Source organism: Streptomyces lydicamycinicus (genome assembly GCF_000829715.2).
GTDB lineage: Bacteria > Actinomycetota > Actinomycetes > Streptomycetales > Streptomycetaceae > Streptomyces > Streptomyces lydicamycinicus.
Window position 1 is genome coordinate 922,805 of record NZ_BBNO01000003.1, and the last position, 21,661, is coordinate 944,465.

The 21,661-nt window shown below is 68.3% G+C and carries 22 protein-coding genes; 11 read left to right on the plus strand and 11 right to left on the minus strand.

From position 1 onward, the window contains the following. Positions 1–57: 57 nt before the first annotated feature. The 8 genes from TU31_RS13055 to TU31_RS38560 all read right to left on the minus strand — a co-directional run bounded on the left by TU31_RS13055 (position 58) and on the right by TU31_RS38560 (position 6,661). Positions 58–1,044 (minus strand): NUDIX hydrolase, encoded by a 987-nt coding sequence (locus TU31_RS13055; RefSeq protein ID WP_042153572.1) that lies wholly within the window; start codon positions 1,042–1,044, stop codon positions 58–60. Next, positions 1,041–1,247 carry a hypothetical protein gene (locus TU31_RS39695; protein WP_245698521.1) on the minus strand — a complete coding sequence of 69 codons (207 nt, stop codon included), beginning with the start codon at positions 1,245–1,247 and terminating at the stop codon, positions 1,041–1,043. The genes TU31_RS13055 and TU31_RS39695 overlap by 4 nt, the downstream gene beginning before the upstream one ends. Beyond that, positions 1,241–3,073, minus strand: coding sequence for an ATP-binding cassette domain-containing protein (locus tag TU31_RS13060; protein WP_245698522.1), 1,833 nt, complete (start codon positions 3,071–3,073; stop codon positions 1,241–1,243). The genes TU31_RS39695 and TU31_RS13060 overlap by 7 nt, the downstream gene beginning before the upstream one ends. A gap of 425 nt (positions 3,074–3,498) precedes the next feature. Beyond that, on the minus strand, positions 3,499–4,485 hold the full coding sequence (locus TU31_RS13065; RefSeq protein WP_042153575.1) for a DNA-3-methyladenine glycosylase family protein: 987 nt from the start codon (positions 4,483–4,485) through the stop codon (positions 3,499–3,501). Position 4,486: 1 nt separating this feature from the next. Continuing rightward, positions 4,487–5,278, minus strand: a complete 792-nt coding sequence (locus TU31_RS39380) for a helix-turn-helix transcriptional regulator (RefSeq protein ID WP_042153577.1) — start codon at positions 5,276–5,278, stop codon at positions 4,487–4,489. Then, a complete protein-coding gene (locus tag TU31_RS40595) occupies positions 5,176–5,508 on the minus strand; it encodes an HTH domain-containing protein (protein ID WP_219819196.1) in 333 nt (110 codons plus the stop codon). Before TU31_RS40595 ends, TU31_RS39380 begins: the two co-directional genes overlap by 103 nt. Further along, positions 5,508–6,251, minus strand: coding sequence for an SDR family NAD(P)-dependent oxidoreductase (locus TU31_RS38555; RefSeq protein WP_042153578.1), 744 nt, complete (start codon positions 6,249–6,251; stop codon positions 5,508–5,510). The genes TU31_RS40595 and TU31_RS38555 overlap by 1 nt, the downstream gene beginning before the upstream one ends. Then, positions 6,248–6,661: a hypothetical protein gene (locus TU31_RS38560; protein ID WP_042153580.1), complete on the minus strand. Its 414-nt coding sequence runs from the start codon at positions 6,659–6,661 to the stop codon at positions 6,248–6,250. The genes TU31_RS38555 and TU31_RS38560 overlap by 4 nt, the downstream gene beginning before the upstream one ends. Positions 6,662–7,344: 683 nt before the next feature. Here TU31_RS38560 and TU31_RS36815 point away from each other — a divergent pair. From TU31_RS36815 to TU31_RS13090, 3 genes are all read left to right on the plus strand, one after another. Next, entirely contained in the window at positions 7,345–7,881 is a 537-nt protein-coding gene (locus TU31_RS36815) for a GNAT family N-acetyltransferase (RefSeq protein WP_078885743.1), read from the plus strand. Positions 7,882–8,809: 928 nt separating this feature from the next. Then, positions 8,810–8,941, plus strand: coding sequence for a hypothetical protein (locus tag TU31_RS40600; protein ID WP_370682722.1), 132 nt, complete (start codon positions 8,810–8,812; stop codon positions 8,939–8,941). A 114-nt stretch (positions 8,942–9,055) separates the two neighbouring features. Beyond that, a complete protein-coding gene (locus TU31_RS13090; protein ID WP_042153586.1) occupies positions 9,056–10,144 on the plus strand; it encodes a tyrosine-type recombinase/integrase in 1,089 nt (362 codons plus the stop codon). Between the two features lie 1,413 nt (positions 10,145–11,557). Here TU31_RS13090 and TU31_RS13095 read toward each other — a convergent pair. From TU31_RS13095 to TU31_RS13105, 3 genes are all read right to left on the minus strand, one after another. Then, positions 11,558–12,358: a GAF domain-containing protein gene (locus TU31_RS13095; RefSeq protein WP_042153587.1), complete on the minus strand. Its 801-nt coding sequence runs from the start codon at positions 12,356–12,358 to the stop codon at positions 11,558–11,560. Between the two features lie 5 nt (positions 12,359–12,363). Beyond that, a complete protein-coding gene (locus TU31_RS13100) occupies positions 12,364–13,095 on the minus strand; it encodes an ANTAR domain-containing protein (RefSeq protein WP_042153589.1) in 732 nt (243 codons plus the stop codon). A gap of 64 nt (positions 13,096–13,159) precedes the next feature. Continuing rightward, on the minus strand, positions 13,160–13,552 hold the full coding sequence (locus TU31_RS13105) for an STAS domain-containing protein (RefSeq protein ID WP_042153591.1): 393 nt from the start codon (positions 13,550–13,552) through the stop codon (positions 13,160–13,162). Between the two features lie 1,320 nt (positions 13,553–14,872). Between TU31_RS13105 and TU31_RS13110 the strand changes: the two genes are divergently transcribed. From TU31_RS13110 to TU31_RS40610, 8 genes are all read left to right on the plus strand, one after another. Then, positions 14,873–15,919, plus strand: coding sequence for a fatty acid desaturase family protein (locus TU31_RS13110; RefSeq protein WP_042153592.1), 1,047 nt, complete (start codon positions 14,873–14,875; stop codon positions 15,917–15,919). Positions 15,920–15,969: 50 nt separating this feature from the next. Further along, positions 15,970–16,425 (plus strand): metal ABC transporter permease, encoded by a 456-nt coding sequence (locus TU31_RS39700; protein ID WP_042153595.1) that lies wholly within the window; start codon positions 15,970–15,972, stop codon positions 16,423–16,425. A 41-nt stretch (positions 16,426–16,466) separates the two neighbouring features. After that, on the plus strand, positions 16,467–17,828 hold the full coding sequence (locus TU31_RS13120) for an erythromycin esterase family protein (protein WP_042153598.1): 1,362 nt from the start codon (positions 16,467–16,469) through the stop codon (positions 17,826–17,828). A 422-nt stretch (positions 17,829–18,250) separates the two neighbouring features. After that, the gene (locus TU31_RS38565; protein ID WP_158894432.1) at positions 18,251–18,472 is read left to right on the plus strand and encodes a hypothetical protein; all 222 of its coding nucleotides are present in this window, start codon (positions 18,251–18,253) and stop codon (positions 18,470–18,472) included. A 36-nt stretch (positions 18,473–18,508) separates the two neighbouring features. Next, positions 18,509–19,774, plus strand: coding sequence for a sensor histidine kinase (locus TU31_RS13125; protein ID WP_042153600.1), 1,266 nt, complete (start codon positions 18,509–18,511; stop codon positions 19,772–19,774). Further along, positions 19,762–20,421, plus strand: coding sequence for a response regulator transcription factor (locus tag TU31_RS13130; RefSeq protein ID WP_042153602.1), 660 nt, complete (start codon positions 19,762–19,764; stop codon positions 20,419–20,421). Before TU31_RS13125 ends, TU31_RS13130 begins: the two co-directional genes overlap by 13 nt. Positions 20,422–20,741: 320 nt before the next feature. After that, positions 20,742–21,023: a hypothetical protein gene (locus tag TU31_RS40605; RefSeq protein WP_042153606.1), complete on the plus strand. Its 282-nt coding sequence runs from the start codon at positions 20,742–20,744 to the stop codon at positions 21,021–21,023. Next, on the plus strand, positions 21,020–21,535 hold the full coding sequence (locus TU31_RS40610; RefSeq protein ID WP_370682723.1) for a hypothetical protein: 516 nt from the start codon (positions 21,020–21,022) through the stop codon (positions 21,533–21,535). Before TU31_RS40605 ends, TU31_RS40610 begins: the two co-directional genes overlap by 4 nt. The last annotated feature ends 126 nt before the right edge of the window (positions 21,536–21,661 follow it).

Below are 21,661 nucleotides of genomic sequence, written 5' to 3' on the forward strand. Positions count from 1 at the left end.
GGCTGCCCTGGCGTGGTGGCGTGCCGGTACGGGCCGTTCCTTGACTCGTCTCAGCGGTCATGACCAGCCCATTTCCGTGTAGCGGCGCCCTGCACGGATGCCCTCGATGGCGGCGCGGGTGTACGGCACGGTCTGCGCCGGGAGACCGTTTGGAGGCCACCAGCGCCAGCCCGTGCACTTGTCCGGCTCCCGGAGTTCCGGAACCCCCGACCACCGGCGGGCCCGGAAGACCATCTGCATCCGGGGCTGGCCACCGGGTGTGTCCACGAGGTGCACGACGTGGACGAGTTCGACGTCACCGGGCTCGATCCGCAGCCCCGCTTCCTCGTGTGCTTCACGGACGAGGCATGTGAGGGCGGACTCCTGCTCGCAGTGCCCGGCCAGGAAGTGCCACATGGACCCTGCGTAGGCGGAATCGGGGTGGCGCAGACCGAGCAGGACCTCGCCGTCGGCGTCCTCCAGGTAGAGGTGGACACCGATGCCATTGAGGACGGTTCTTCCGCCCCCGGACAGCGTTGGCGGGGGACTGGGCTGGTCGGCCGGGCTGCTGTTGTCGGCAGTCTCCTCGGCGACGGTTCCCAAGCTGTCGCGGCGGAGCAGTTCGGCGTGGCGGCGGATCAGGTCGCGGGTCGAGGAGGCCATGCGCAGGCGTGGCATGACCTCGGGCCGGAACCAGTGCAGCATGACGCCTTCGGTCAGGTTCAACGTCGCCGGGTCACCGGCCCAACGGCCGGTGAAGATCTGGATGGGGACGGTCCCGCCGTCGCTGCCGCGAGCCTCCTCGACCGTGAACGGGGTGAGGTCAGGGAGTTCCAGACCGGCCTCCTCGCGCAGCTCTCTTCTGGCCGTCTCCTCCAGGGACCGGTCTCCCGGTTCACGGCCGCCGCCGAGCAGGGACCACGATCCCGGCTCCCAACTTCCGGGGATGTCGTCCCGCAGGTGCAGCAGGTACTCGCCGGCCTCGTTGTAGATCAGCGTCGAGGCGTTCGCTTGTGGCAATTGGTGGGGCAGGGCCGCATCGGTCGGCGTGGTCTGTTCGGTCACGGATGCACCGTCCTCGGTTCGGAGTCGGACGTGGCGGTCGCGGCACTCTGGTAGGCGGCTGCCTGGAGGGTGAACATCTGGGCGTAGTCGCCGCCGAGGGCCATGAGCTGCTGGTGCGAGCCGGCTTCCGTGATCCGGCCGCCGTCGAAGACGAAGATCCGGTCGCACTCCACGACGCTCGCCAGCCGGTGCGAGATCAGCACGGTGATCTGATCCGCCCGGTTCTGTTCCGCAACACCGCCTGATATACCGCGTGTTCGGCCTTGGGGTCCATGCTCGCGGTCGGTTCGTCGAGCAGGAGCACGGGAGCGTTCTTGTACAGCCCCCGCGCGACGGCGATCTTGGCCCATTGGCCGGCCGACAGCTCCTGGCCGCCCCGGAAACGTTTGGACAGCACCGCCTGCCAGGTACCCGGCAGACCGGCGATGACCTGCTCGGCACCGGAGGCCCGTGCCGCGTCCAGCGCCCGCTGGGGGTCGGTGTCGGTGAGCGTGCCGCGGGAGACGGTGAGGTTCGCCAGGGCGCTGAACGGGAAGTGCACCGGGTCCTGGAGCACGGTGGCGACGCGGGTCTGCAGTGACTCGGAGTCCATGTCCCGTACGTCCACCCCGTCCCAGCGCACGGTGCCTTCGCCCGCCTCGTACAGTCCGGCGATCAGCCGTGAACAGGTGCTCTTTCCGGAGCCATTGACGCCCACGAAGGCGACCGTCTCCCCGGCGCGCAGCGTCATCGAGACACCGCTCAGGGCGGGCGTCTCCTTGCCGGGGTAGGTGTAGCCGACGTCCTCCAGGGTGAGGGCGGCGACGCTGGCGGGTGCGGTCAGCTCACGCCGCCGGGGCTGCAGTCCTCGGCAGCGTTCCTGGAACTTCAGGAGGTCATCGACCCACATGGCGTGCTCGTAGACCAGGTGCGCCACGTCCACGAAGTGCGTCAGCGCGGTCTGTCCGGTCTGGATCGCCAGGACGGCCCCGGCGCCGGCGGCCAGCGGCAGCCACCCGGCGATCAGCATGGCTCCCAGGGCGATGTACGTGACGCCGGTCCCGATACCGCCCACGGCACGACCGGCCAGCGTCAGTACCGCGGAACTCACGCCGAGGTGGGTGTCCTCCTCGGCGATCCGGGCGGTAAGCCGGCGGTGCTCGTCCAGGATGGCGTTCTGGGCGGTGTCGGAGCGCAGTTCGGCGGCGGCGTCCCGCTCCAGTAGTAGCCAGGAGAAGACCCGCACCCGGCGCTGGAGCGCGTTCCACCGCTTGAAGCTGTGGAACCGCGCCCGCGCCGTGCGCACGGCCGCGGCACCCACCGGCAGGACGGACAGCAGGAGCAGGGGCAGGAGGGCGGGGTGCAGTGAGGTGAGGACGCCGGCCGTCCCGACCAGCCCGAGGAGCGTGGAGGCCAGGGTGACGACCTGGCCGACGATCTGCCGGGCGTAGAACAGGCCGCGGTCGGAAGCGCGGTAGGCGTCGTCGTGCCAGTCGGCATCGTCGACGACCTCCAGCCGCACATGCGCGGTCAGCCGCAGGAAGTCGCACTCCAGGGCGGTGCGGATCTTCGGTGTCACCCGCGCCTGCGCGACGGCGACCCCGGCCTCCAGAAGCGCCCGTGCGGACAGGAAACCCACCACGAGCAAGATCTGCGGCACCGCGTTGCGGACCTTGTCCGGCGTCGGCCCGTGACCGAACAGCTCGCGCAGCACACCCACCGAGGCCATCAGCCCGAAGGCCGCCATCGCCGCGGAGACCAGCTGCAGGACCACGACGGCCAGCGTGGCCGAGCGGTCGGCCTGCCACGCCAGCCGGCCGATCTGCCGGACGATGCGCGGCAGCCGCACCAGGACTTCGCGGACCGTCGACTTGGCCGCGGCGCCGTCGTAGACCGACCAGTACGCCTCCTCCAGCTCATCGGCGATGTTACCGTCCCCAGGTTTTGTGGGCTGAGTTGCCGGCGGAAGGCCAAGCGGTTCCTGCCGGGGCCCGGGCAGGTTCGCGCGCTGCTGTGTTGACGGTGCTGTGGCTTCTTGGTCCGCGCTCATGCCCACCACCACGTATCGGGACGGGATGAGCGCGGTGCACGGAGAGAGGAGGCGTCAACTACGCGCCTGGGCAGACCGGCCGCCCGGGGTGTGGGCTGCCGTCGTTCGAACCGAACTGGGCGATGCGTGGGAGCGAGCGCAGGGTTCATGGCTTCTCCAGAAGGCGGGAATGGGTACAGGTGCTCTAAAGAACGGCCCGTCCCGCTCCCCGTAACGGGTGACGAAGGGGCAGATCCTGAAAGAACGTTCTATTTAGTGGCCGAGGGCAGGCAGAGCCTGGAGTCCGGGATGAGGGCGGCACTCGAACGGCATGTTTCATCCCTTCGTGGGATTGCCTCGCCGTGATTTGGTGCGGGTCCGAGGCGTGGTGCGGGCATGCCTGGGTGGGCAGGGGCTGGTGTGCCGCTGCCCTGGGACGGGGTGCTTCAGGAGGTGGAGGGGCGCAGTTCCTGGTTCCACGTCTTGATCGCGTCGAGGGGCAAGAGCGGAGCGACGGGGGTGCGGAGGTATTCGTGCTCGACGAGGTAGAGCGCGGCGGTTCCGGCGTGTCCGGGGAAGAGGCGGGTGAGGTGTTCGTGGATGGCTTCGGGGGCGGCGTCCTCGGTGTCGAGGAGCCGTCGGGCGAGGATCTTGCGGTTCCACACGTCGACTCCGAAGACGGCGGGGTCGCGTGAGGCGTGGGAGGCCATGACGGCCGCTGTGTAGGGGCCGACCCCCTTGATCTGCTGGAAGAGTTCGACCAGGTTGTCGGCGGCTGCCAGGTCCTCGGGATGGTGGTCGCGGAAGAAGGCGGCGAAGTGGGGGAGGGTCTTGGCCCGGTACCCGAGCCTGTCGCGCTCCTTGAATTCCTCGGCGGTGACCGCGGCGATCTCGGCCGGGGTGAACCAGGCCCGCAGCGTGATCCCGTCGAAGTGGACGAGGCGGCCGTGGCGGGTGAGCAAGTTGCGGGTCATCTGCGTGGTGCGGCTGATGGTGGTGTTCTGCAGGAGCAGGGCGATGACGGCGATCTCGAAGTGGTCTTCGGGGCAGCTCTGCCGCATGCCGAACAGCGCGTGCAGGGGATCGCGCATCGCCGGTACGTCGGCGGCGAGTTCGGTGAACGGCGCGAGATCTTCGTCCAGGCCGTAGGAGGTCGTCAGCCGGCGGGCGAGACGGTCGCGGTGTTCGGGTGCGTAGTCGCCGTCGGCGAACACCTCGACGCTGATCGTCCGGTCGTCGCGTCCGTTCGTCAGGGCTACGCCGATGATCAGGCTGTCGATGCGGAAGGTGCGCCAGCTGCGGGTTTCGGTGTGGGCTTCGAGGCCGGTGGCGTAGTGGGAGGGCTTCCACAGGGTGTGTCGGAAGTTGAAGGGGCCGTTGCCGGTGATGGGCAGCTGGAGTGTGTCGGTGTGGGTGAGGTGGCGGGGTTTCACGTCATGCTCCTGGGTGGCGGCCGTGGGTGGATCGCAGGCGGGAGTCGTCGTGTGGCAGCCCGGCGGGCGGGGCGGGCCCTTGAGCCTCGCTGCTTTCGTAGGCGGCGAGGGTGTGGCGCAGCTGCGCGGTGATCGCCTCGCGTAGCTCGGGCGGTTCGGTGACGGCGACGTCGGGCCCGTAGCTGGTGACCAGCGGTATCAGCCATTCCCAGCGGTCGACGAACAGCACGATGACCAGCGAGCCGTCGTCGTGTTCGTGGACCTGGGAGGTGGATTTCAGGCTCAGCCGGAGCAGTTCGGCGCGGGCGGCCGGGGCGACGTGCAGTTCGACTCGGACATCGCCCTTGCCGTAGTCCTCCATCGCGGCTGTCCACCACTGGCCGACGGTGAAGTCCTCGGGGTAGGCGAAGGTCAGGTCCGTCTGCTGAATCCGGTCGACGAGGTTGAGGCGGAACCGCTCGGGCGGGCCTGTGGGGCGCGCGGCGACCAGGTGCCACTCGCCGGCCTTCCAGACCACCCCGTACGGCTTGAGCAGGGTGGTGTGCTGGTCTCCCTCCTTGGTGCGGAAGGTGATCTCCAGCGCGGTGCCGGTGAGCATGGCGGTGCGCAGCACGGGCAGGTGGCCGGAGCCCTCGTCTCGCCAGTACCAGTCCGCGGTGTCGAAGTGGATGCGCTGGGCCAGGCGGCGCATCACCTCCTGCACGGTGCCGCTGACCCCAGCGGCACGACCGCGCTCCTCGGCCGTGCCGTCTGCGGACGGCGGGTCGAGGAAGCCGAGGACGTACAGGCGCATGGCCTGGTCGGAGTCGAGGGTGAGCGGGTCTTCCGGGGCGAGCCGGTAGCCGCCGTTGCGACCGGGGGTGGCTTGGATCGGGATGCCGTGGGCGTGAGGTTGTCGATGTCGCGATAGATCGTGCGGTCACTGACGCCGAAGCGCTCGGCAAGATCGCGGACCGGCACATGGGTGCGCGTGCGGAGCACCTGGACGATCCCGAGCTGCCGGGCATGGGTGGCGTTGACCATCAAGGAGCCGCCCCGAGCGGGTAGGTCTGCCCGGTGGCATAGGCCCACTGGGGAGCGGTGGCCAGCTCAATGCAGGCGGCGGCGACCTCGTCGAGGCGGAGAGGCCGGCCCCAGGGAAGTTCCCTGTAGTACATCTCCAGGTCGGTGACGCCCTTCAAGGCCATCACCTGCTGGGCGAGCGGCGAGTCGATCAGTGACGGGGCCAGCAGGTTGACGCTGACACCGTGGGGGAGTTCCTCCTTCGCGAGGGTGCTGACCAGCGATTCCAGGGCGGCCTTCGCTGTGCTGTAGGGGCCGTTGCCGGCCCGGGCCGCGCGGCCGGCGTCGGACCCGACGGCGAGGACGGACGCATGGTCACGCCGGGCGCGGTCGGCCACGGCGTGCCAGGTCCGCACCAGGCTGAGGACGTTGGCCTGGTAGACGGCTTCGAAGTCGGCGGCTGGCGTCTGGCTGACCGGGTGTTTGGTGGACGGCGCTCCGACGCAGGCGAAGACCGCCTTCAGGGCGCCGTGCTGGGACTCGACGGCCTGGCGCAGAGCAGTGGTGCTGGTGTCGTCGGCAGCGTCGAAGCGTACCCAGGCGGTCCCCGGAGCGGGCGGGGCTTGGGGTGGCCGGGTGTGGTGGGTGGCGACGACGCGCCAGCCGGTGCTGGCCAGCTGCTGGTGGATGGCCGCGCCGAGGGCTCCGCTGGCGCCGGTGACGACGGCCAGCGGAGCCTCGGCGTGCTCTTCGACGGTGGTCACCGGGACGGGGCCTCCGGTTGGGCGGGGGCGTCCGGGTGGTCGGTGTCCCACATCTCCGCGAACCGCATCTGGCCGGCGGGGATGTCGAACAGCGCCCCGATGGACTGGGCACGTTCGACCGCGGCGGCGTTGTCGCGACCGATGCGGACCACCGTGTCGGGGAACGCCACGAGCATCTGCCGGCTGTCGATGAGGTGGGCGTAGTACAGCCGTGGAAGCACGGCGCCGGCGAGCGCGAGGGCGACGCCGGCTCCCTGCGCTGCGGGCACGGCAAGCTCGATGATCTCGACCTGTGTGCGTTCGTCGAGCAGGTGGGGGTAGCGGCGGCTCTCCAAGGCGCGGAGGGCTTTGGGCAACTGGCCGCCGTTGAGGCTTTCGGTGATCACGACGGCGCGCAGCGGTTCGGACATGGCGGTGATCGGCCTTTCGGCAGAGGGTCAGTGGGCGCCTGGTACGGATCGGTGTGCCGGGGCTGTCCCCTCTTCCCCTGCCACGACGCGCATGCGGCCACCGGCAAGCCTTCATCCGCACTCCGCTTTGCGGAGGCCGCAGTTGAGCACACCGTTGGGAGCGCTCCCACCGCGCGTGCGCGAGCCCTCGGCCGCCTAGCCACTGCTCATGCTGCTGCGGGCGATATTGACGCTTTCCGTAAGGCCACCGACCAGTGTCGTGTGCTGCTGGACCACCGTAGAGACGATGATCCTCCATCGTTGTACTACTTCACAGCAGAGCAGGTGGCAGCTGAGTCAGGGCATGCCTTGGTGGAACTCGCAGCGGCGAACCCTGCGCAGGGGCGACGTCTTCTCGCGGAGGCCACGGACTTGCTCACGCCCTTGACGGACCACGGGGCGAACAGCGGGTATCCGCGCTCTGCGTTGCTGCACGGCATACACCTGGCCCGAGCCCACCTTCTCCGCCGGGACGCGGAGACCACTGCCGGCACCCTGCTTCACCTGGCAGGTCGTGTCCCCGACGTGCAGTCGATCCGTTGCCGCAATCTGCTGAGTCGAATTCGACGCCAGGTCGGCAGCCGCGTCCACTCAGGGGCATGTGCTGATGCGCTCGTAGCGGTGGACAGGGCACTATCGGCTACATGACCTTCCTCAGCGCCGCTCGGCCGTGCCAGACGGGCACCCCGTCCCTGACAGCCATTTCCTATGGTGATCCCGAAGCCCGGCGCCTCACACGAGCGCTCCACGCCGAGCAGGTTGCTGTCTACGGATTCGCTGATGACCCTGATGACACTCCGGCAGGTCACTTTGTGTTGCCACAGGGTCTATTCGTCATAGCCAGGTGTGACGATTCGCCAGAGGCGGTCGGCTGCGGGGGCTGGCGACTGCTTTCGTCAGATACAGCAGAGATCAAGCGCATGTACGTGACGCAAGCGGGCAGAGGTAGAGGAATAGGGCGGCGTATTCTGGAACATCTGGAATCGCAGGCAGTCTCTCGTGGCGTGAACCGAATGGTCCTGGAAACGGGAGTTCGGAACGAAGCGGCGCTCGCCCTGTATCGAAGCTGCGGATATCAACCCTGCCCGTCATACGTTCCAGGTAGAGACTCAAGAGTGAATCGCGCTATGGTCAAGTCCTTGTCTCTCTCCACTTTGACAGTGAATGTGCAACCGCAATAGGGTTTAGACGGGAGGACTCCACGGGGCCGTCGGCGGGCATTCGCCCACGGCAGACAAGAACGAATTCCAAAAGACTGGAAACCTTCGTCGAGACCATGTCAACGTACAACGTCTCGGTTATTGCCAAGCCAGAGGCGCAGTTGTTCCGAAACGGCCGGGGTTGCGACTAGTTCGGAATCCTGCACCGCGCCCAGGCTGCTTGCTGGCATGGTCCCTGCTTTGGAGGCTCGTCTGTCTGGCTCCGCTCGATCCGCCCGCTTCACTTCCCCCGTTCTCTTTGCGCTCGGCGCGCTGAACGCCTGGTCCGGCCAGGCGGCGGGTGACTACGGAGCCGTCTCCACCGGCCTGTGCCTCTGCGTCTGCGCGGCCGGACTGTTCGGCGAGGATCTGCTGCAACGCGCCTATCGCCGCGACCGGGCCGTCCTCGCACACGTTGCGGCACACCCCGGAGCTGATACTCGGCACGTAGCCCGTGCTATCGGGGCCACTGAGCGCGGTGCAGCGCGAAATCCTTGACCGCCTCTTGGAGGACGGTCTTCTGGTGCTTGTAACGGACGGCGCGACCTCAGCCTTGCGCTCATACCAGCTGGCTTCCTGACTGCGGGCAGCGCCTGAGAAGCTGCCGGACTCCTCTGAGGCGAAGCGCAACATAGACCACGATCGCCGGTTAGCCAAACCGGCGATCTTCGCGACTATTGAGGTGTTCGCATTCGGCTGCGCTTGGCGGTGGAGCCGTGGCGGACAGGTAGCTCCGTGCGCCGAGAGGAGGCATGGAGTTGCTCTGCCACAACTCCATGCCGTGGCCAGCACTCACCTGGTGTTCCGTACGCACTCCGCGCGATGGGCGGTGCTGTCCAAGCCTGTCGCTCTTCGTGCCCGGCTGTGGACTCGCCGGGCGCCCATCCACCCTCACCTCAAGGTTTCCTCCATGCCTGCACGTCTGCTGTCCATCCCTGCCGTCGCCGCCGCACCGTCTACCGCTTCATCGCTGCCGGTGATCTGCCTGTCGTCGACCTCCGTACCGGACCAGGCCGGTCCCGTGTACGAGTGCCCGCGGTGAGCCTCGACGAGTTCATCAGTCGCCGCGCTGTCGTACCGCCGGCAGTCCGCCGCTGACCTGGGCAATCTCGGCCTGTTTCCGTTGAACAAGGAGTAGAGCCTCGTACCTCCGCAGTTGAAGTCCGGCAAGTGGCAGGCGACCGTACGCAACCGCATAGGAGAACGGTTCAGCGAGTCCTTCCCTCTCAAGTCCCAGGCGCGTGCCTGGAGCATCGAGATGGAAACCCAGTTCGCCCGTGGAGGCATGCGTGACCCGCGGGCTGGCGAAATGGCGTTCCATTCGTGGCACGATCGGTGGTGGAACGCCCGCATCGTCGAGCCCCACACTCTGCGGGGTGATGCGTCCAGTATCAAGAACCATGTTCTGCCCTACTGGGCGGACTGGGAGATGCGGGCCATCACCCGCATGGACGTCCAGAGCTGGATCCGCGCTCTGATCGAGAAGGGCGCAGGCGCCTCCGCGATCAAGCGGGCCTACAACCTGACGTCCTCCCTGATGCGTGCGGCCGTTGACGATGACGTGATCGCGGTGAGCCCCTGCCGCAGCATCGACCTGCCGCAGATTGCGGTCAAACCGCCGCAGTGGTTCACGCTCGACCAGGCCCAGAGCATCCTCGACGAACTCCCCGCCGCCTGGCGGACGATGTGCCTGCTCGGCTTCTACACCGGCCTGCGCTGGGGCGAACTCTCCGGCCTTCACCGCCACCGCATCGACCAGCGCCGCTCGCGCCTGTTCGTCGTGGAGGTCAACACCAAAAGCGGCATCAAGGAGTACCCCAAGAGCTCCAAGAGCCGCCGGGAAGTCCCGCTCCCGCCCCACGTCCTGGAGGCCCTCGAACGCCACATCCACCGGCTCGACCGGGACGCCGTGGTGTTCACCACCCTCACCAAGGGACGGTCCGGCCGCCTCCTGGACGATGGCAACTGGCGTCGGCAGACCTGGTGGCCAGCTGTCGACGGCACCTTCTACTTCGACGACGACGGTGAGCAACAGCTCGTCCCGGGCTACCCGCCGCACTCCATGCGCCACACCTGCGCCTCCTGGCTGGTCCAGAAGGGAGTCTCGCTCTACGAGGTCCAGCACCTCCTCGGCCACGAGAGCTTCCAGACCACCCAGCGCTACGCCCATTTGCAGCCGGACGCCCACAAGGCCGTGCTTGGTGCTTGGGAGCGTATGGAAGCCCCGCTCACCATCGCCGCATAAACGTTCCTTCGCCTTGTCCTCCATGGACAGGGCGAAGTCGTTTGAGGCGTAGAACGGTTCGCATTGCCCGGAGCCGGTCGGTTGCTTGCCCCTAGAAGCACCCGGCGGCCATCGGCGTGGAACGGCCACGGAGAGGCGTAGGCATCGACCTTCGACACCTCATGCAGAGCCTCGCGCCCGGCCGGTGGATCCGACGGAGTACGCAATGGGTCCTGGAGCGGGTAGGGCTGCGCCGCATAGCATCGGCCCACTCCAACCACTCCGCCTCGTCCGCTGAAACCGGTGCGTCGCCGGTACGGGCCCTGGCCGCCTGGCAGAAGGCGGGGATCCCGCCGGCCTGCTGCCATGCCCGAAGCTGCGCGATCAGGACCTTGCCCGGTCCCTGCTGGATCTGCTGATCGCGCGCCTGCGCCAGCAGCCGCGTACCACCGGCGCCGCTGCTCAGCCTTGAGGAGGTCCTTCTCCCGCTCTTGGCGTTCTGCTTCCGTGGCGAGGCCACTGCCCGCGGGCCTGAGGTGCGGGACCAGGGGCGGTGGCTCCTCCAACGTTGCTTGCAGACGGGCGACCAGCTCGGTCCCACTCTCGCGGCGCGCGCGGCATGAACAGTGTCGCCTTGCAGCCGACCTTCTCGGCCTGGACCTCTCGGGGATGCTTGCCGCGCTTGAGGTAGTAGCGGCCGGCCGCCGTCACCACGGCGACATGTCCGCTACCGTGCCATGTCCATTTGATCAGTCCGCGCTGCCAGCGCCCACGCCGTGTTCGTACTGGCGGGACGGACGGGCACTGCATGGGAAGCAGCCGCTTCTCGCGGAGCAGAGCGACCTGAGGCTCCGTCAGTGCCTACTTCAACGCGGCTCCCTCGACAAGACGCGGGCGGACGGCCAACATGGGGCGGATGCGCCGCGCTCGTGTCGCGCTGGTCCCTACGGGTACCTCAGATTGGCTCTGGGCCCGGCGAACGGGATGGCACGCGTACCGTCTGGCAGCGCGTCGTGGGCGTCGCCGCTTCTCCACGGTGACGCTCGTTTGACGCTCCACGCGCCCTACAGGTCCCTTCCGGAACCGAAATACCACGCCTGACCCGCATGTTTCGTCGCGCCCGCCCGCGGTGACGTGTTTTCTATGACGCATCATGTGGAGTGCGTCGCGATCCTTGAGCCTGCGGCAAAGGACGTCTGACCTGCGGTTTTTTTGCGTGCGCATTATGTGCGGTGTGGGCGATACGGGCGATATCTTAACGCTGAAATGACGCTCATGTGACGCTCGATCTGATGGGTCGTCACCTCGCTGTCGATGCCGCTCAGGCGGTTGAAGGGGGGAGCCGTTCGGTCCGGCTTTGCGGAAACTTGGCTTTTCGCTGCCAGTCGGTCCAGACCTGGCAGGCAGCGGTGGGCGGAGTCGGCGCCGAGACCTCTACGGCAGCGGATGTTCGGGGTGCCGGCTGATGGCACCCGGGGTCGTCGGGTCACCGTTCGGGTAGTGAGTGGCCGGGTGGGGGATCAGGTGGGTGTCGAAGTCGCCGTCGGCGATCTCGCGGGCGAGCTGTGCGAGCTGACATTGGTGGGCGCGGGCGTAGGAGCGGAAGGCGGTGAAGGCGTCGTCGAGTGAGATGTGCCAGCGTTCCGCGAGGATGCCCTTGACCTGTTCCAGGACGATGCGGCTGGTGAGGGCGTACTGGAGTTGGGCACGCTCGATGTGGCTGTGGTCCAGGGTGCGCTGCTGCAGGATGGCGATGGTCGCGATGTCGGCCAGTGCCTGAGCGAGGGTGATGTCCTGATCGCTGAGGGGTTCGGGGTCGGTCTGGAACAGGGCGAGTGCGCCGATGACGCGGCCGCGCAGTCGTAGCGGGAGTGCGTTGGTGGCCACGAATCCGGTCTCGTGGGCGCGGATGGCGAACTGCGGCCAGCTCTCCGTGGTCTTCGGATCGGTGAGGTTGATGTTGGTGCGGGCCTGACCGCTCTTGTAGCAGTCCACGCAGGGGCCTTGGTCGTGCTGCAGGGCGAAGAGTTCCAGCAGCCGGGTATGTTCGTCCGAGGCGGCGATGGTCTGCAGGATGTCGTGCTGGTCGGCCAGCAGGATGCCGACAGCCGCCACGTCCAGCAGTTCCATGCAGCGCACCGAGAGCTGCTGGAGGAAGTCGATGAGGTCGAAGTCGTCGGTCAGGGAGTCTGCGACTTCCACGAAGACCTCGGTGAGCCGTTGTTCGCGGGGCATGTCGATCAGTCCTTGTCTACGACGGTCGGGGGCGTGCCGTTGCCGTGGTGGTCCAGGCGAAGCTGCCGGTCCACCACGTCCTGGGAGATGTCGGTGATGGAGCGCCCACTGCTGTAGGCATGCGCGCGCAGCCGCAGCAGGGCTTGGGGCAGGGGCAGGGAGAGTTGGACGCTGACCATGCCCGTCGCCTGGTGGATCACGGCGTGCTGCAGGGTGGGCGGGGAGCCGGCAGGGGGCGGCCCGGCCACGCGTGACTCGCCGATGCCCAGGCACCGGGCGGTGAGCGCGTCGGCCAGGATCAGCGCGTCGTCTGCCTGCTGTGCGGTCAGCGGGCCCGGGGCGCGGCGTACGGCGGTCAGGACACCTGTGCGGATCGCGCCGATCCCCATGGGGAAACAGAAGACCGCCCGGGCCGGCAGGGCGGGGGCCTCCATGGCCAGCGCGGGCCAGCGCGCAAGGCGAACGCCGACCAGGTCGGGCACCCACACCATCGCCCCGGTACGGGCCGCGTCGGGCCCGGGGCCCTCCCCGAGGGTGAGCTGAAGGTCCTCGAAGCGGCGCGTCGCGGCGTCCGAGCACCACAGGAGCTCGGTGAGGTCGCCCTCGGTGACCAGGGAGACCGCGAGGCCGTCCACGCCCACCGCGGCGGCGCCGGCCGCGGTGACATCGGCGACCTGGCCGGAGCCGTCGTCGGACTGCAGCAGACGCAGAACCCCGACCATGCGGTCACTGATCACCCACCACCACCTTGCCCCGTGCTGGCGGCGCCGAGCGGGCTCTTGGTCATGCTTCCCGGTCCGGTCACGAGGCCAGCGATGTGGGACGCCTGGCGGCCAGGTCGTCCGCGACGGCGGCACGCGACGTGGATACCAAGGGCCGGTCGTAGAGGAGGAAGCCGGTGGCGGTCAGATCCAGGAGGCGGGTCAGCATCGGACTCGGGTGGCGCAGACACAGCGACCCCCCGGCCGTGGTGGTGAGCCGGGATGCGGCCAGGAAGGCATTGAGGCCGCTGATATCGCAGAAGGTGAGGAGGGTCAGGTCGATGTCGACCGTACGGATTCCGTCCCCCAGGCAGTCTTCGATCACCACGCGCACGAAGTGTGCCGTCGCCAGGTCGAGTTCACCCGCCAGGGCGATGGTCGCGTGGCTTTTCCGGTCGCGCCGGTGGATGTTCAAGCTTGAGCGAACAGGCATAGTGCCTCAGTTCTTATGACCACCTGGTGCAGCGCTGGGCGGGCCTGGAATTTCGGCTACGCCTGGCACGTATTCGGCGTGGTCGGACGCCTTTACAGGTCAGGCAAGAGCGACGGACGGAAACCCTGTTGCAGGGCCGTGAACCCGACCGGCTTCGCCTCGAAGGTGGGCCTGTGGTGATCCAGACGTCCTCTCCACTCCCCGCAGGCACCAGCACGACAACAGCATTGGGCCACGCCGGGGTCTGGGACGTCCATCGCAGCATAGCCCCCACGTCCACCCCGGGCAGCCATTCCTCGACCACCGCCTTCCACCTGTCCCGCGGCACCTTCCTCCGGCGTCCGGCTTCAAGGGCCGTCTTTTCCCCGGTGCCCCATCGGTCCCCTGTGATCAAACCGCCGTCAGTACGTCCGCTCCCTGTCCGGGACCTTGCCGGGGGCGTAGGCTGCGATCAGCGCCCCGGACCCTTGGCGTGTTGAACACAGCGGTGATGCAGGGTCGTGCAGAAGCGGGCTTCCTTGGGAGCCAGGTTCTTGCGTGGCGGGAGCAGCGTGTGTGATCACGTGGTGGCTCACCTGGTTTTGTCCGGAGGAAGGTCCGCACCTGCGGCGTGCGGGACCGCCTGACCCCGGGTGTGTTGCTGCGGTGTCGGGCCGATTCTGACTGAGGCGCTATGAATACTGCGCACATCCTCTTGGTGGACCAGGACCAGGACCAGGACTTGGAAGCAGGGGCGGGGCTCGTCCCCGTGGAGTTGCCCTGGGATACGGCTCCCTGCTGCGCGCGGCTCTTCGGAGATGCCTCCCTCGGCCGGTCGGGGAGGCATCGAAATCGATGCCAGGGGGCTGACGTTCTGCGACGTCAACGGTCTGCATACTCTGCTGGCCGCCGCACACCGAGCCGGTATCAGGGGGCTGTGCGTCTGCACGGTGCGCTGGCCGCCGTCGTCCGGCTCTTGGACGTGACCGATACCCGCTTCCGCATAGATGGGCCCCGTCGCCACTCCGGCACTGCGCCTCGTCCCGGCAAGTGTCTCGTGACCGCGGACCCCACGCCAGGCATCGACCCTCTGACGCCGACGGCGAACCTCGCCGACGACCCGACGCCCGGTCCGTTGTCTGCCCCGCGCCCCTATCCGACCCAAACACATGGACTGACCACAATGTCGGAACAACAGCTCATCCACGTCACGGCCCCTCAAGGGCGTCTTCATCAGCTTCGGTACAAGACGGCCCGGACGGATCGCGGGTCTGGCAAACGATCTGGCACGGCAGACAGCCTGATTGGCATGAGCCCGGCACCCGGGACTGAGGAACGGTCATGAGTCCCCAGACGCCGCTCCGCTCATCCACTGCTGAAGGTCACCCCACGGGCGGCAGCGACTTCGCCCGGCTGTCGAACCAGATCAAGCAGGCCGGCCTGATGCGTCGCCGCCCCGCCTACTACGCCGTGCGCATAGTGCTCGTCGTTGCCCTGTACCTGGCGGGCTGGGGTGCCTTTCTGCTGGTGGGCAACAGTTGGTGGACACTCGCCGTTGGTGTTTTTCTGGCCGGAGTGTTCGGACAGGTGGCTCTCGTCGCGCACGACGTGGGGCACCGGCAGGTCTTCAAGCGCAAGAAAGCGAGCGCCCGCGCCGGTCGCTTAGCGGGAAACCTCGGGATCGGGATGGGATACGGATGGTGGCAGGACAAACACTCCCGCCATCACGCCAACCCCAACCACGAGGACCTCGACCCTGACGTCGCACCCGACATCTTTGTCTGGAGCCAGGCCCAGGCCCGCCACGCCTCAAAGCTGCCCCGTATGGTCGGACGGGTCCAGTCCGCCCTCTTCCTGCCGCTCCTCACCCTGGAGGGATTCAACCTCCACGTAGCCGGCGTCCGTGCCCTCGCGGACCGTTCCCTCAAACAGCGCCGCCTGGAAGGCATCCTGCTGTTCGGACACTTCACCCTCTACTGCGCCCTGCTGTTCACCGTCCTGCTGCCGGGCAAGGCCGTGGCCTTTCTCGCTGTGCACCAGTGCCTGTTCGGCGTGTACCTGGGCTCCATCTTCGCGCCCAACCACAAGGGGATGCCCACCCTGACCGGACCGCACCGCCCCGACTTCCTGCGCCGCCAAGTCCTCACCTCACGCAATATCCGCGGCGGAAGGATCACCGACGTCATCCTGGGCGGCCTGAACTACCAGATCGAACACCACCTGTTTCCCAGCATGCCGTCACCGAACCTGCGACACGCCCAGGCCATCGTCCGCCGGTACTGCGAGCAGCTGGACGTGCCGTACCTCCAGACGGGACTGAACGACTCCTACCGGCAAGCAATCAAGAGCCTGCACCACGCGAGCGCTCCGTTGCGACAAACAGGCTGACCGACTGCTCATGCCGGTCCGTCTACACACGGACCGGCATACGGACCGGCGTGCCTCTGGGCTTCGTGCCGGAGGTGACCGTGCTGCTGGCTGAGCCGGGCGCCGCACCCGCCTGGTCGTGGAATCTGATCACGGACATTCAGGAGATGTGGTCGTTCCCGTTCATGGTCAACGCCTTTCGCGTCGGCGCGGTCGTCGCCGTCGTGTCCGCGGCCATGGGCTATTTCGTGGTGCTGTGGCGGCAGACCTTCGCCGCCCACACCCTCTCCACCGTTGCCTTCCCAGGCGCGGCCGGAGCCGTCCTGTTCGGCATCAGCGCGGTCTACGGCTACTTCGCCGTCTGTGTGGTCGCCGCGCCGGAGCATCGATCGAGTGTCGCCGGCTGCGGGACCGTCGCATCGAAGTCCCGCTCTGGTACCCCCTACTACCGCTTCCAGCGGGCGGTAGCCACCCGGAGAAGTTCGGTGGCTGGCACCAGCGCGGGGCGAGGGAATCGCGAGCGATGATCCTTCTCAAGTTGCCGTACGCAAATTGAGGGGTAAAGAGCATGGTGAGGCACCGTAAGCGCATCAGTCGGCGGGGGCTGCTGGTCACGGCGGTGATCGCGACGGGAGCGGTCCTGGCTCCTGTGGCGATCCAGGCGGTCCAGGCGGCCCCGGCCGACACGGCCGGCGGGAAGCAGAACCCGGTCCGCGCGCTGGAGCAGGCGGCCCACCCGCTGCGCTCGACCGAGCCCGGGAGGAGCACGGCCGACCTGCGGGCCCTGGGTTCGATGATCGGCGACGCCAAGGTGGTCGGCCTCGGCGAGGCCACGCATGGCTCCCACGAGTTCTTCACCATGAAGGAGCGGGTCTTCCGCTACCTCGTCGAGGAGAAGGGCTTCACCACCTTCGCCCTCGAACTGAGCTGGTCGGCCGGGCTCCAGATCGACGACTACCTTCAGACCGGCAAGGGCGATGCCCGCAAGATCGCCGCGGAGACGCTGACCAACACCCCTTGGGACCGTGAGGAGTTCGTGAGCCTCATCGAGTGGATGCGTGACTACAACCGCCGCCACCCCGGCCGCACCGTCCACTTCATGGGCGACGACATCGGCGCCCCCGCAGTGAGCGACGAGTTCTTCGGCCGGGTGACCGGTTACGTGCAGCAGAACCACCCGGAGGCGCTGCCGCGGCTCAACGAGCTCTACACTGGCCTGCGCCCGATCGACGACGTCTTCGCCTACCTGCGCAAGCCGTTTGCGCAACGGCAGCAACTCGCCGCCAAGGCACAGCAGGCCCTGGAACTGGTCAGCCGCCAGAAGGGCTCCGGCAGAGAGGCGTTCGAATGGGCAGAGCAGAACGCCCGCTCCATTGCCCAGACCGCCAAGTTCCTCACCACGAACCCCGACGACCCTGGCACGCTGCCCTCCTTCCAGCGCTTCCGCGACGAGGTGATGGCCCAGAACGTGACCTGGTGGCAGCAGCGCACCGGCCACAAGATCCTGCTGTCGGCGCAGAACGACCACGTCGGCCACGTCGCCAGCTATTCCGAGCTGTATCCCAAGACGCAGGGGTCGTTCCTGCGCGACACGATGGGCAAGAACTACCTCCCCATCGGCTTCACCTTCAACCAGGGCTCCTTCCTGTCGAAGGATGCCGCCCTCGGCGGCGACTGGAAGAAGTTCACCGTGGACGGCGCCGAGCCCGGCAGGAACGAGCACACCCTCGACCAGGTCCGCTACCGGGACTTCTACCTCGACGTCCGCGACGCCCCGGCCCCCGCGCGGGCCTGGCTGAACGTCGCCCGGCCCACGCTCGGCGTCGGCACACAGTTCCCCGTGAAGCCGCGCGACGTCGCGATCGCGAAGTCCTTCGACGTCCTCATTCACCTTCACGAAGTCCGGGAGGCCGACAAGCGGATGCCGTGACGGCCAGGGCCCGGCACGACCCGCTCGACCCTTCCTGACCTACGGGGAGGTCGGCCTCCCATCGCGTGTGCCGTCCGCCGGAACACCCCCGGCCGCGCGGGAGCGTCGACCGGGCAGCTGCCGAAGGCCGGCCTGGGGACCTCGCTGCCTACCGACTACAAGGAGCTCGTCGGCCTGTTCGGCGCGGGCAGCTTCGACGGTAGCTCGGCCTCCTGGTTCCCGGCGTCGAGGGCATGGACCTCTTGGAGTGGGCCAGGTCTGCAATGGACCACGCCAGTGCACCAGGGCTTCCCTATGCCGTCTACCCGGCACCGCAAGGGCTGTTGCGTTGGGGGACGTCGGGATGGAGATCGACTTCGGGCGGCAGACGGGCGCTGCCGACCCCGACGGTTGGCCCGTGCTCGTGAAGAGGACTTCGATGAGTGGGAACGATTCGACTGCGGCTCTGGAAGCGTGGCGAGGGCGGGCAGCGGGCTGATGCTCAAGAAGAGACCGGACGGAACCATCCGACGGTCCACCAGCAGCCGTCGGCCGACGCTATGGATGAGCACCCCTCCCGGCCGATCCCGCAGACCGCCCGGTTCGAGGTACAGCAGGCCGTACTCCCCGACCCCGCGACGGACGGCGAGCCGGCCGCGTCATAAGGTCGTCCGCGCAGCAGGGGAGGGGAGGGAGGACTGATGGCGATCCGGGAGGACGCGGCAGCCGGTGGCCCGCGGGCGGGTTTCAAAGACACCGTCGTACGGCCCGCGACCGCCGCGATCAGACAGCTCGCCTCCGGGCTCGGTAGTGCCCTCTCGGCCCTGTTCGTGCTGCTCTGGCTGGCCGTCACCGTCGTGACCGGTCCGATCGGGGTGGGACTGCTCATGGCACCCGCCGTACTGCGCGCGCTGCACGCTCTGGCCGGCCGGGAGCGCGACCGGCTCGGTCGCTGGGGTCCCGAAGTCGTCGCCCCGGAACCTCCGCCGACGCAACTGCGGCTCGCCCTCGTTGACCCCACCACACGACGGGAGCTGCGCTGGCTGGTCCGCCACGCCACTCTGGGGTTCCTCCTGGGCGTGCTCGGCGTCCTGCTGCCGATCTCAGCCTTCCGCGACGGCACCTTCCCGCTGTGGTGGCGGTTCGCGCCCGAGGAGGTGGCCACTACGTCGCTGGGGCTCGGGAACGTGCAATCCTGGCCGGCCGCGGTCGCCGTCGGCCTGCTGGGCCTCGGCTGGACCGCCATCATCCTGGGCCTCACCCCCGGCATGGCGCGCTTGCAGGCCCGCCCGGGACGACGACTCCTGGTGGCCGGCCCCGAGACGGACCTGTCCCTGCGCGTCGCCGAGCTCACCGCCACGCGCGCGGCTGCCCTGGACGCCCATGCCACCGAACTGCGCCGCATCGAGCGCTCCCTGCACGACGGCACCCAGAACCGGCTCGTCTCCGTCACCATCCTGCTCGGCGCCGCCCGCCGCATGGTGGCCCGCGACCTCGCCGGCGCCGACGAAGTCCTCGAACGCGCACACTCCACCGCCGAGCAGGCGCTGGCCGAACTGCGTGCGGTCGCGCGCGGCATTCTGCCTCCGGTGCTGGCCGACCGGGGACTCACCGGCGCACTCTCCGGGCTGGCCGCGAACTGCGCGGTGCCCTGCCGGATCGACGTCGACGTACCCGAGCGGTGCGCCGCCTCCGTCGAGGCGACCGCCTACTTCGTCGTGGCCGAAGCCCTGACCAACATCGCCAAGCACAGCGGCGCCGACCATGCCACCGTCACGGCGCGCAGCCGCGGCGGCCGTCTCCACCTGTGCGTCGAGGACGACGGCCGGGGCGGGGCGGACGAGGACGGCGGCTCCGGACTCACCGGCATCCGCCGCCGGATCGCGGCACACGACGGCAACCTCTCCCTGACCAGCCCATCCGGCGGCCCGACAACCCTTGAGGTGGATCTTCCATGCGGATCGTGATCGCCGAGGACGACCCGTTGCTGCGCGAGGGGCTCGCCCTGCTGCTGCGCGCCGAGTCGCTCGATGTGGTGGCCACCGCGGGCGCGCCCGACGAGGCACTGGACGCCATCGACGCACACAGACCGGACGTCGCCATCTTCGACGTGCGGATGCCACCGACCCACACCGACGAGGGGATCGTCGCGGCGGTCGAGGCCCGGCGCAGGCAACACGACCTGGCCGTCCTCGTCTTGTCCGCGTACGTCGAGCAGACCTTCGCGACGGAGCTGCTCACCGGCGGCGTGGGCGGCCTCGGCTACTTGCTCAAGGAACGGGTCGGGCGGGTGGAGGAGTTCCTGGACGCCCTTCGGCGGGTGGCGGCCGGAGGCACCGCCATCGACCCCGAGGTCATCACGCAGCTCTTCACCCGGTCCCGCCAGGACACCCGGCTGGACCGGCTGAGCCCTCGCGAGCGGGACGTACTCGTCCTGATGGCCGAGGGGCTGGGCAACAACGCCATCGCGGAACGGCTCGTCGTCACGGACAGCGCCGTCCACAAGCACATCCGCAGCATCTTCGCCAAACTCGGCCTCTCACCCACCCACCGACTGGACCGGCGCGTCGCTGCCGTCCTCCACTACCTCGAGGACGCCCGCCGCCGGGCCTGAAGCCGGTGCGGCGGGCCCCCGTCGGCAGGTCAGTGACTTGGAGCGCACCGGAAGAGGTCGCGCAGCCAGGCACGGTGGTGGCAGCTCGGCCGTAAGACAGGTGTTCCGCCAGATGTTGTAGCGGCGGATCAGAAAGGATCTCTCTGCGGTGCAACCGTCCCGGGGATTCGGCAGTCGTCTTCGGTGCCGTCCGCGCCGCCGCCGGGGCGGATCAAGCCGCCCTGACCCGGGTGATCTGACTCCCCTGCGCCGGACGCGTCTTGCCGGCTTTGGCCCCGGGGAGCCCCCGGGGGCCACCAGAGTGTGGGGGAAACACACTTATGCGTAAGCGCACCACCATGGCCGCCGTTGCCGGAGCCCTGGCCCTGTCCGCGTTCGCTGTTCCGGGTGCCGCCCAGGCGGACGAGGTCGTGGGCGACACCACGATGAAGGTGGTCGTCAACGGCGGGTCCGACATCGTCCTGGGCACCACGAAGCCGAAGACCTTCACCATGACGGTGACCGCCACCGACGACTCGGGCATAAAGAAGGAGGACTACAACGTCCCCGCGCTGTGGTACGGGCCCGGCCAGAAAATGCCCGACGACCCCACGGGCTCGTGATCCCCGACAATGGCACCGGTGACTGCGTGGCCCACAGCGCCACCACGACCACCTGCACCTTCACCCTGACCATGAACCCGCGGATCGACCCTCAGGACAACACCACGGCGGGAATATGGAAGGTGACCGCCGGCGCCACCGGCAACGACTGGGACCATGCCATCAAGGACGTCGCCGCCACGGTGAAGGTCAGGCGCTATACCGAGCTGACGGTCAACGCCTCGCCGGAGCCGGTGAAGAAGGGCAAGACTCTCGCCGTCACCGGGAACCTGACCCGCGCCAACTGGGAGACCTACAAGTACGCCGACTACACAGGCCAGCCGGTGAAACTGCAGTTCCGCAAGAAGGGCACCAACACCTACACCACCGTCAAGACGGTGACCACGGGTAATGACGGCGCCCTGAAAACCACCGTCAAGGCCGCTACCGACGGCTACTGGCGCTGGTCCTTCGCCGGCACCTCCACCACCAGCACCGCCACCGCCCCCGGCGACTACGTCGACGTGCGGTAGGCAACGACGAAACGTCCGCGGCGCCGGCTCCCCTCATCCGAGACCCGGCGCCGTGTTGTCGCACGTGTGGGCATCTGGCTGACTACCAGTCGACGCCCCAAGAGGCGAACGTTGCCTGATGCGGCA

Bases quoted from the DNA above. Each gene is read 5' to 3' on its own strand.
- TU31_RS13120 (WP_042153598.1), top strand. From the start codon at position 16,467: ATGGTGAGGCACCGTAAGCGCATCAGTCGGCGGGGGCTGCTGGTCACG.
- TU31_RS13095 (WP_042153587.1), bottom strand. From the start codon at position 12,358: ATGCCCCGCGAACAACGGCTCACCGAGGTCTTCGTGGAAGTCGCAGAC.
- TU31_RS39380 (WP_042153577.1), bottom strand. From the start codon at position 5,278: ATGCGCCTGTACGTCCTCGGCTTCCTCGACCCGCCGTCCGCAGACGGC.
- TU31_RS40600 (WP_370682722.1), top strand. From the start codon at position 8,810: ATGCCTGCACGTCTGCTGTCCATCCCTGCCGTCGCCGCCGCACCGTCT.
- TU31_RS13125 (WP_042153600.1), top strand. From the start codon at position 18,509: ATGGCGATCCGGGAGGACGCGGCAGCCGGTGGCCCGCGGGCGGGTTTC.
- TU31_RS36815 (WP_078885743.1), top strand. From the start codon at position 7,345: ATGACCTTCCTCAGCGCCGCTCGGCCGTGCCAGACGGGCACCCCGTCC.
- TU31_RS13110 (WP_042153592.1), top strand. From the start codon at position 14,873: ATGAGTCCCCAGACGCCGCTCCGCTCATCCACTGCTGAAGGTCACCCC.
- TU31_RS13060 (WP_245698522.1), bottom strand. From the start codon at position 3,073: ATGAGCGCGGACCAAGAAGCCACAGCACCGTCAACACAGCAGCGCGCG.
- TU31_RS13130 (WP_042153602.1), top strand. From the start codon at position 19,762: ATGCGGATCGTGATCGCCGAGGACGACCCGTTGCTGCGCGAGGGGCTC.
- TU31_RS40605 (WP_042153606.1), top strand. From the start codon at position 20,742: ATGCGTAAGCGCACCACCATGGCCGCCGTTGCCGGAGCCCTGGCCCTG.
- TU31_RS13105 (WP_042153591.1), bottom strand. From the start codon at position 13,552: ATGCCTGTTCGCTCAAGCTTGAACATCCACCGGCGCGACCGGAAAAGC.
- TU31_RS38560 (WP_042153580.1), bottom strand. From the start codon at position 6,661: ATGTCCGAACCGCTGCGCGCCGTCGTGATCACCGAAAGCCTCAACGGC.
- TU31_RS40595 (WP_219819196.1), bottom strand. From the start codon at position 5,508: ATGGTCAACGCCACCCATGCCCGGCAGCTCGGGATCGTCCAGGTGCTC.